Here is an 8,323-nt window from a genome sequence, read left to right on the forward strand (position 1 = left end):
CCCCCAGCCGCGTGCCCGGGCCGGGCGGCCCCCACCGCCCGACCCCGGGACGCGCTCACCCGTGCGCCGCACCCGGACCGACCCGGCCTCCGCGCGGCTCTGGCCGTCCGCCGCCGTCTCGCCGCCGGGGGTACGGACCGGGGCGCGAACCCGGTGGAGCTGGCCGTCGTCATGCCGGCGGTGCTGGTGCTGCTCTTCGCCTCCGTGCAGGTCGCGGTCTGGTTCGTGGCCCGGTCCACCGCGCTGCACGCGGCGCAGAGCGGGGTCAACGCGCAGCGGACCTTCCAGGCCCCGGCCGGGGCCGGCGAGGCCCGCGCCGCCGGATTCCTGCGCGCCACCGGTGACTGGCTGGTCGGCGGGAAGCCGAGCTGCGCGACCATCGCAACCGAGGTGACCTGCACGGTCACCGGCCGGTCCCTGTCCGTCGTGCCCGGGGTCAGCTTCGAGGTACGGCAGAGCGCACACGGCACCGTCGAACGGTGGACCGTCCCGTGACCGCCGCCGGGGACCGTGGCCGGGGTTCCGTGTCGGTGGAGGTGGCCGTGCTCGCGCCCGCCTTCATCGCGCTGATCGTGCTCGCCGGGGTCACCGGGCGGACCGCGGTCGCCGACGAGGCGGTCGAGTCAGCGGCGCACGACGCCGCCCGGGCCGCCTCGATCTCCCGGGACGCCGGTACCGCCCATACCGCGGCCCGCGACGCGGTCCGTCGGCAGCTCGACTGGCGGGGACTGAACTGCTCCGCCGCACCCCGGATCGCCCTGCGCGGCACGGTGCGGGGCGGGCCGAGCAGCTTCGACGCCGCGTATCGCAGCCCGGCCGGTGAGCCGGCGAGCGTGACCGTCTCGGTGACCTGTGTGGTCTCCCACGCCGACCTGGCGCTGCCGGTGCTGCCCGGGATGCCGCTGCGCACCACCGTCTCGGCGAGCTTCACCTCGCCCCTGGACCGCTACCGGAGCCGAGGATGACCGCCCCCGACGCACCACGGGACGCTGGGCGGGTCAGCCTCTTCCTGGCCGTCGCCATGTTCGGCGTACTGGCGATCATCGGCGTCGCGTACGACGGCGCCGGCCAGCTCCGGTCGTTGCAGCGCGCCGACAACCTCGCCGCCGAGGCGGCCCGCAGCGGCGGCCAGGCCGTCGACCGGGCCCAGGCGATCGCCGGCGGGCCGAAGGAGATCGACGAGGCCGACGCCCGGGCCGCCGTACGGGACTACCTCTCGGCCGCGGGCGCGGCCGGGCACCGGGTCAGCTTTCCCGTGGTCGGCGGTGAGAAGCAGATCCGGGTGGAGGTCGACGTCACCTACCGCCGACACATGCTGGGCCTGTTCGGCATGGACGGCACCGTCACCGTCACCGGTGAGGCCACCGCACGGGCCATCACCGAGGCACCCCAGGAAGGAACGCCACCATGACCGCACCACGTGGCTCCGCCGTCCGGCGGACCGGGCAGTTGCTCACCGGGTTCGGCTCGCTGGTCGTGCTGATCGCGTTGCTGGTGGGTGCGCCGGTGGCGCTGCTCGCCCTCGCCGGCAACCCGCTGCCCGACCAACTACCCACCCTGGCCGAGGTGGGCACCACGTTGACCAGCCGGGACGACGGCCAGCTCTTCCTGCGGGCGCTGGCGGTGGTCGGTTGGCTGGGCTGGGCGAGCTTCGCCTTCTCCGTACTGGTGGAACTGGGGGCGGCGGTGACGCGGCGGCCGGCGCCCCGGCTGCCCGGGCTGAGCCGGCAGCAGCGGGCGGCGGCGGCGCTGCTGGGGTCGGTGGCCCTGCTGCTCGCGGCGGCCCCGGCGGCGAGCGCGGCCAGCGCCATGGCAGCGCCGGCGGCTGGCGCCGTGGCCTACCCGGCGGCCGGCGCCGTGGCAGCGCCGGCGATGGCCGCGGGCGCGCCGCTCGCCGCGCCGGACGACGGGCCGCGGACGGCCGGGTCGACGGCCGCGCCGGTCTACCGGGTGGTCAAGGACGACTATCTGGGCGAGGTGGCCGAGCGGTACCTGGGCGACTTCGACCGCTACCGGGAGGTGGCCCGGCTCAACCGGCTGGCCGACCCGGATCGGATCCATCCCGGCCAGCTGATCAAGCTGCCGGCGCAGGCAACGGACGGCGGGGCCCGCGAACACGCCACCGGTCGGGTGGTGGCCACGCCGCCCCGCAAGCCGTCACCACACCCGCTGTCGAACCCCCCGGCGGAGACCCGGCAGACCGCCACCCCGCAGGCTCCGGCGCAGGCCGCCATGCCGCCGGCACCCGCTTCCCCCACCGGGCCGGCCCGCGAGATGGCCGGTGCGCCGGCCGGCAACACCGGCGTCCGGGCCGCGGCCGAGGGTGCCGACGCCGGACAGAGCCCGGCCGGCGAGCGGGCCGACGCCGGTGCGGGGTCGGCCGCCGACCGGTCGCCGCAGGCCCCGCAGCCGACGAAGGCTCCGGCGATGGCCGCGGGAGCATCCCGAGCCGGCGCCGACGACGGGCTGAACCGGCCGTTGGCGGTCTCGGCGGTGCTCGCCGTGGCCAGCATCGTCGGCGCGCAGATCGGTGCGGTGCTGGGGTTGCGTCGCCGCCCGGCCGCCCGGGTCCTCGACTCCGGCCGGCACCGCAACGACTGACCCGGCCCGCTGGCCGAACTCGACGACCTGGTCGCCGCAGGGCGTCCGGGTGGCCCGGTCCGCCTCGCGCCCTGCGACACGGTCAGGGAAGCTTGGTCTGCAGGACGCCGTCGACCACCCGGGTGGGCAGGATCTGCTGGTCGTTGGCAGACGGCCCGTGCACCACCTCGCCACCGTTGAGCCGGAACGTCGAACCGTGCCAGGGACAGACCACGCAGGCGTGCCCGTCGATCTCCCGCACCTCGCCCTCGCCGAGCGGGCCGCTCTGGTGCGGGCAGCGCTCCAACATCACCGTGACGTCGTCGCCGTGCCGGTAGAGGATCACCGAGACGTCGTCCACCTCCCGGGTGACCAGTTCGCGCTGCGGCAGCGTGGCCAGCTCGGCGACCGTCTGCCACCGGTCGCTCATCAGGTGCAGCTCGGAGATGCTCTGGCTGACCTGTGCGCCCTGCTTGTACGCCAGGTGCCCGCCGATGTACGCACCCATGCTCGCCGCGCTCAACCCCAGGTACGCCAGCGCCCGCCCCGTTCCGTGCCGGCCGCTGAGCCGGGCGGCGAGCGAGCCGGCGTACAGCGCCAGCCCGACGGTGTTCGAGGCGGCGTGCACCAGCCCCACCCGGCGCTGGTCGCGAGCCAGTGCGGCCCAGTCGTTCAGGCCGGCGACGGCGGCCGGGACGGCGCCCGCGGTGCCGAGCGCGACCAGGGTGGTGGCCGCGCGGCGCTGGCCGGGCAGCAGATCCAGCACCGCGGCGCTGATCCAGGCGCCCACCGGCACCTGCACCATCGCCGGATGCAGTGGGTGGCCCAGCCAGACGCCGTGCAGCAGATCACGGACCCGCTGCCCGCGCAGGGTCCCCTGGACGGCCCGTTGGAGCCGGTCGCCGATCCGGTCCAGCTTCGCGTTCTGTTCGATTTTGGTCATCAGTGCTCGCACCTGCTCCGACTTCCCGGCAGGAGCCGTCGCAAACCGGGCGGCGGGCATGTTTCCGTACGTCGGGTCGGTAGCTGGCGTGAACGTCGCGCGGTGAACCGGACGCGGTCGCGTCGTCAGGGCGTCCAGCGGTCGTGGTGCAGGGCCTCGGTCAGGGGCCGCTTCTGCCGCCAGCCGTGCCGGGCCAGGTCGGGCGAGGATTCCAGGTGCGTCACCGGCCCGACGCAGAGCCAGGCGACCGGCCGGATGCCGGTGGGGATGCGCAGCAGGTCGGACAGGAACGGCTCCCGGTAGAACGAGACCCAGCCGACGCCGAGCCGTTCGGCGGTGGCGGCGAGCCAGAGGTTCTGGATGGCCAGGCAGACCGAGTAGAGGCCGGCGTCGGCGATGGCGTGCCGGCCCAGCACGGCCGGGCCGCCGCGGGACGGGTCGTAGGTGACCACGATGGACATGGTCGACTCCAACACTCCGTCGATCTTGATCCGGGCGAACCGCCGGGCCGCCTCGCCGGACAGGGTGGCGGCGAAGACGTCCCGCTCCTGCCGTACGTGCTCGTGGAACCGACGCCGGAGCCCGGCGTCGCGGACCAGGATGAAGTCCCACGGCTGCGAGTAGCCGACACTGGGCGCGGCGTGCGCCGCGTCCAGGATCCGGCGCAGGGTCTCCTCGGGCACCGGTTCGCCGGTGAACTCGGCGCGGACGTCACGCCGACGGTGGATTGCGGTGTACAGATCCATGACACGCTCCCGTTGCGCTCGACCCTCGTCGTGGTGGGGTACCTCCATGATCGTTCCGGTGATGCCAGCGGCAGGCGCGTCCGGGGGGTGGCCGTCTAAGATGAACGATCCGGCCTGTGACCCGGTCAAGTCGACCGCCGAGGCGCACCTCCACGGGGAACATCATGACGAGCACGCGTGCCCGCGTCGTCCGCACCGTCCTGAGCCTGGCCGTCGTCGCCGGTCTCGCCGCCGGCTGCCAGGGCGAGGAGAAGGGATCCGCTCCGGCCGCCGCCGGGTCGGCGAGCACCACGCCCAGTCCGACGGTCGACGCCGCCGCCACCAGCAAGCAGGTCTGCGAGGCGAGCCTCGCCCTGGTCAAGAAGCATTTCATCGCGATGGCGGACGATGCCATCGCGGCCATCGACAAGCCGGTCAGCGCCGAGGAAGCGGGCGGGAAGGTCCGGGCGAATTACACGGCGATCGCCGAGGGGCTGCGCACGGAGGCGCCGAAGGCCGCCGAGCCGCAGGTACGCACGGCGCTGGAGAACCTGGCCGGTGCGATCGAGAAGCGACTGACCGGCCCGAACGCCACCAAGGTGGAATCCCCGGACCTGGACCCGGCCCTGGAGGCGCTGGATGCTGCCTGCCGCCGGTGAGTCACCGGGCGTCGGGGGGTGGCAGGAGCCTCGCTTCGCCCCGGTACGTCAGTGCTTCCAGGACCTGCTCGCCTCGGGTCGGGAGACCGGGGCGGCGCTGGCCGTCTGGTACGACAGTCGGCCCGTCGTCGACCTCGTCGGCAGCTCGGACGCCGGGTGGCGGCCGGACACGCTGGTGAACGTCTACTCGGTCGGAAAGCCGGTCACTGCGGCCTGCCTGCTGGCGCTGGTCGACCGGGGGCGGGTGGAGTTGGACGCCCCGGTCACCGCGTACTGGCCGCAGTTCCGTACGCCGGCCACCATCCGGCAGGTGCTCAGCCACACCGCCGGACTGCCCGCCTTCCCGGTGGCCCGGCCGGCGGCGGCGGTCGCCGACTGGGCGCTGCTCTGCGGTGACCTGGCCGCCGCCACGCCGGAGTGGGAGCCGGGCAGCGTCGCGGGGGAGCACGCCTGGACGTACGGGCATCTGGTGGGCGAACTGGTGCGTCGGGTCGACGGGCGCTCGGTGGGCCGGTTCCTGGCCGAGGAGATCGCCGGCCCGTGGCGGCTCGACCTGGCCTTCGGGCTGACCGCGACAGACCAGCGGCGCTGCGCCGACGTCTCGTACGGCGATCCGGGCTGGCCGGTGCGGATGCTGGGCGACCCGGGGTCGTTGCGGGCCCGGGCGCTGGGCAATCCGCCAGGCGGCCTGGACGTGGCGGTGGTCAACAGTCCGCTCTGGCGTGGCGCGGAGGTGCCGGCGGTCAACCTGCACGCCACCGCGTCCGGGCTGGCCCGGTTCTACGCGGGCCTGCTCGCCGGCGGCACGCTGGACGGGGTCCGGCTGTTCGGTGCCGACCTCGTGGCGGAGGCGACCCGGGTCCAGTACGACGGCCCGGACCTGCTGCTCGATCGGCGTACCCGGTGGACGCTGGGCATGCAGTGGGAGGAGGACGGAAGCTGGGGGATGGGCGGGATCGGCGGTAGCAGTGCCTGGGCGGATCCGGGGCGCGGCTACGCGTTCGCGTACGCCACCACCCGGTTGGCCGAGCACGACCGGGTGGATGAGCTCGTCGAGGCCCTGCACGCCTGCCTCTGAGCAGCAGGTTTCGTCACTCTTCGAGCAAGTCACTCTGGACAGGCCGCGTGAGGTCGGGCCCGGGCACCACGATCGGGCCACCGGCCGGGGTGAGCAGGGCGCGGGCGGCCACAGTCAGCCGGCGCCGCCGTGGTACCAGCGCCCGCCGGACGAACACGTCGTAGCCCTGCCTGGCGATCTCGTCGAGAATGCCGCCGTAGAGCGCGTACGCGGTACGGATGCAGGCCCGCGAGGCGGGAGTGAGCAGGGGAATCCCGGGCGCGGCAGCCTCGTAGTGGGCCTGGGCGCGGGTCACCTCGTACTCGATCAGGTCACGGATCCTGCCGGTGCTGCGGCCCGCCGCCTTGGCGGCGAGCAGGTCGGCCCGGGTGACCTCGAACTTCGCCAGGTCCTCGTCGGGCAGGTAGGTGCGGCCCCGGCCGAGGTCCTCGGCCACGTCACGGATGAAGTTGGTGAGCTGGAAGGCGAAGCCGAGTTGGCGGGCGGGCTCGCGGGCGATGTCCGGATCGGAGCTGTCGAGGATGGGCAGCATCATGGTGCCGATGGCCGCCGCCGATCCCTCCATGTAGTCGAGCAGGGCGTCGTAGGTCGGGTACGCCACGACGGTCAGATCCATCGCCATGCTGCGTAGGAACGACACGAAGTCGGCTCGGTCCAGGTCGAAGACGGCGATGGTGTGCAGCACGGCGGGCAGCAGCGGATCGTCCACCGGCTCGCCGTGCAGGCCGGCGAGAAAGCGGTTGGACCAGTCCTGAAGCCGGGCGGCGCGCTCGGCCGGCGGCAGGTCCCCGGTGCGATCGACGATGTCGTCGGCGTGCCGCGTGAAGCCGTACAGGGCGTGCACGTGCCGCCGTTTCCAGGCCGGGAGCAGCCGGGTGGCGAGATAGTAGGTGCGGCCGTGTCGTCGGTGCAGTTCCTGGCAGCGGGCATAGGCGCCGGGGAGATCGGTGTCCACCGGCCCTCCTCAATCCGACGCATAAATCGACGCAACTCGTTACCCTAGGATACCCTCACCGACATGGCCAACGACGCAGTCGCCGGCAAATCCCTCCGCGTCGCGCCGGCACAGCCGGAAGCAGCCGACGGTCCGCTCCGCGGTGCACTGGCCGCGTTCACCGCGGATCTGATCAAGAGCGTCGACGACACCCTGGCGGGATTCCTCGCCGCCGAGGTCGATGCGCTCGCCCGGATCGACGCGGCCATGGGTACCTTCGCGGCGACGGCCCGCGACAGCGTCCTGGCCGGCGGCAAGCGGGTCCGCCCGACCTTCGCGTACTGGGGTTGGCGTGGCGCGGTCGGCGGCGCCGAGCCGCTGTCGTCGGTGCTTCCGGCGTTCGCCGCGCTGGAACTGCTGCACACCTTCGCACTGGTCCACGACGACGTGATGGACGCCTCCGACACCCGCCGTGGCAGGCCGACCGTGCACCGGGCCGTCGCCGCCCGGCACGTCGCCGCCGGGCACACGGGCGACCCGGACCGGTTCGGCGAGGCGGTGGCCGTACTCATCGGTGACCTCTGCATGGTCTGGGCCGACCGGCTGCTCAGCCACGCCACGGTGGCACCGGCACGGCTGTTCGACGTACGCCGCTGCTACGACCAGATGCGCGTCGAGACGATCGCCGGGCAGTACCTCGACATGCTCGGCGAGAACGACGCGGCACACTGGTCGCTGGACCGGGCGCTGCGGGTGGCCCGCTACAAGACCGCCAGCTACACGGTCCAACGGCCGCTGCTCTTCGGCGCCTGTCTGGCCGGGTTCGCCGCCGACACGTCACTGATCGCCGCCTACACCCGGTACGGCTGGGCCGTCGGCGAGGCGTTCCAGCTCTGCGACGACCTGCTCGGGGTCTACGGCGACCCGGCCGCCACCGGCAAACCGGCCGGGGACGACCTGCGTACCGGCAAGCCCACCGCGCTGCTGGTGCTGGCCCGGCAGCTCGCCACCCCGAGCCAGCGACAGGCGTTGGAGCGCGCCGGCACGGTGACCGAGCCGCACGAGGTGGCCCGACTGGCCGAGCTGGTCGTCGCCACCGGCGCGGTCGCCCGGATCGAGCGGATGATCTCCGACCGGGTGGCCGAGGCGCTGGACGCGCTGGACTCCGCGTCCGTCGACCCGACGGCCCGTACCGCGCTGACCGATCTCGCCACCGCCGCCACCACGCGGCGGGCATGATGAGCGACTCTGAGAAGGAGGTGGTCGGGTGCGAACCGTGAACGGGCGCACGGACCGGGTGGTGGTCGTCGGCGCCGGGCTGGGCGGTCTGGCGTGCGCGCTGCACCTGGCCGGCAGCGGCCGGCAGGTGATCGTGGTGGAGCGCGAGCCGATGCCGGGCGGGCG

The 8,323-nt window shown here is 74.0% G+C and carries 11 protein-coding genes; 8 read left to right on the forward strand and 3 right to left on the reverse strand.

All coding sequences use genetic code 11. The features are described from left to right. Nucleotides 1-99: 99 nt before the first annotated feature. Genes E1166_RS27325 through E1166_RS27340 form a run of 4 tightly spaced genes read left to right on the forward strand, consistent with a single transcriptional unit; the run spans nt 100 to nt 2,601 of the window. Entirely contained in the window at nt 100-495 is a 396-nt protein-coding gene (locus E1166_RS27325; RefSeq protein WP_243710547.1) for a TadE family protein, read from the forward strand. Then, nucleotides 480-965: a TadE/TadG family type IV pilus assembly protein gene (locus tag E1166_RS27330; protein ID WP_243710545.1), complete on the forward strand. Its 486-nt coding sequence runs from the start codon at nt 480-482 to the stop codon at nt 963-965. The genes E1166_RS27325 and E1166_RS27330 overlap by 16 nt, the downstream gene beginning before the upstream one ends. Then, nucleotides 962-1,411 carry a hypothetical protein gene (locus E1166_RS27335; protein ID WP_132270241.1) on the forward strand — a complete coding sequence of 150 codons (450 nt, stop codon included), beginning with the start codon at nt 962-964 and terminating at the stop codon, nt 1,409-1,411. The genes E1166_RS27330 and E1166_RS27335 overlap by 4 nt, the downstream gene beginning before the upstream one ends. Continuing rightward, the gene (locus E1166_RS27340) at nt 1,408-2,601 is read left to right on the forward strand and encodes a LysM peptidoglycan-binding domain-containing protein (RefSeq protein WP_132342788.1); all 1,194 of its coding nucleotides are present in this window, start codon (nt 1,408-1,410) and stop codon (nt 2,599-2,601) included. Before E1166_RS27335 ends, E1166_RS27340 begins: the two co-directional genes overlap by 4 nt. An 82-nt stretch (nt 2,602-2,683) precedes the next feature. On the opposite strand, the gene E1166_RS27345 is transcribed toward E1166_RS27340, so the two are convergent. Continuing rightward, complete coding sequence (locus E1166_RS27345) at nt 2,684-3,523, reverse strand: Rieske (2Fe-2S) protein (RefSeq protein ID WP_243710546.1); 840 nt, start codon at nt 3,521-3,523, stop codon at nt 2,684-2,686. A 125-nt stretch (nt 3,524-3,648) separates the two neighbouring features. Then, nucleotides 3,649-4,269 (reverse strand): 5,6-dimethylbenzimidazole synthase, encoded by a 621-nt coding sequence (gene bluB, locus E1166_RS27350; protein ID WP_132342790.1) that lies wholly within the window; start codon nt 4,267-4,269, stop codon nt 3,649-3,651. Between the two features lie 164 nt (nt 4,270-4,433). On the opposite strand from bluB, the gene E1166_RS27355 reads away from it, so the two are divergent. Next, on the forward strand, nt 4,434-4,907 hold the full coding sequence (locus tag E1166_RS27355; protein WP_132342791.1) for a hypothetical protein: 474 nt from the start codon (nt 4,434-4,436) through the stop codon (nt 4,905-4,907). Next, nucleotides 4,888-5,985, forward strand: a complete 1,098-nt coding sequence (locus E1166_RS27360) for a serine hydrolase domain-containing protein (RefSeq protein WP_132342792.1) — start codon at nt 4,888-4,890, stop codon at nt 5,983-5,985. The genes E1166_RS27355 and E1166_RS27360 overlap by 20 nt, the downstream gene beginning before the upstream one ends. A 13-nt stretch (nt 5,986-5,998) precedes the next feature. Here E1166_RS27360 and E1166_RS27365 read toward each other — a convergent pair whose 3' ends face one another. Continuing rightward, nucleotides 5,999-6,940: a phytoene/squalene synthase family protein gene (locus E1166_RS27365; RefSeq protein ID WP_132342793.1), complete on the reverse strand. Its 942-nt coding sequence runs from the start codon at nt 6,938-6,940 to the stop codon at nt 5,999-6,001. A gap of 63 nt (nt 6,941-7,003) precedes the next feature. Here E1166_RS27365 and E1166_RS27370 point away from each other — a divergent pair, with 63 nt between their 5' ends. Both E1166_RS27370 and E1166_RS27375 read left to right on the forward strand, forming a co-directional pair. Further along, complete coding sequence (locus E1166_RS27370; protein ID WP_132342794.1) at nt 7,004-8,158, forward strand: polyprenyl synthetase family protein; 1,155 nt, start codon at nt 7,004-7,006, stop codon at nt 8,156-8,158. Nucleotides 8,159-8,186: 28 nt separating this feature from the next. Then, the coding region (locus tag E1166_RS27375) for an FAD-dependent oxidoreductase (RefSeq protein WP_132342795.1) at nt 8,187-8,323 on the forward strand (137 nt) is incomplete at its 3' end.

It is taken from the genome of Micromonospora sp. KC213 (assembly GCF_004348325.1).
Lineage (GTDB): Bacteria > Actinomycetota > Actinomycetes > Mycobacteriales > Micromonosporaceae > Micromonospora.

Excerpts from the sequence above, each read along its gene's own strand:
- E1166_RS27335 (WP_132270241.1), top strand. The coding sequence starts at position 962 with ATGACCGCCCCCGACGCACCACGGGACGCTGGGCGGGTCAGCCTCTTC.
- E1166_RS27340 (WP_132342788.1), top strand. The coding sequence starts at position 1,408 with ATGACCGCACCACGTGGCTCCGCCGTCCGGCGGACCGGGCAGTTGCTC.
- E1166_RS27345 (WP_243710546.1), bottom strand. The coding sequence starts at position 3,523 with ATGACCAAAATCGAACAGAACGCGAAGCTGGACCGGATCGGCGACCGG.
- bluB (WP_132342790.1), bottom strand. The coding sequence starts at position 4,269 with ATGGATCTGTACACCGCAATCCACCGTCGGCGTGACGTCCGCGCCGAG.
- E1166_RS27355 (WP_132342791.1), top strand. The coding sequence starts at position 4,434 with ATGACGAGCACGCGTGCCCGCGTCGTCCGCACCGTCCTGAGCCTGGCC.
- E1166_RS27360 (WP_132342792.1), top strand. The coding sequence starts at position 4,888 with ATGCTGCCTGCCGCCGGTGAGTCACCGGGCGTCGGGGGGTGGCAGGAG.
- E1166_RS27370 (WP_132342794.1), top strand. The coding sequence starts at position 7,004 with ATGGCCAACGACGCAGTCGCCGGCAAATCCCTCCGCGTCGCGCCGGCA.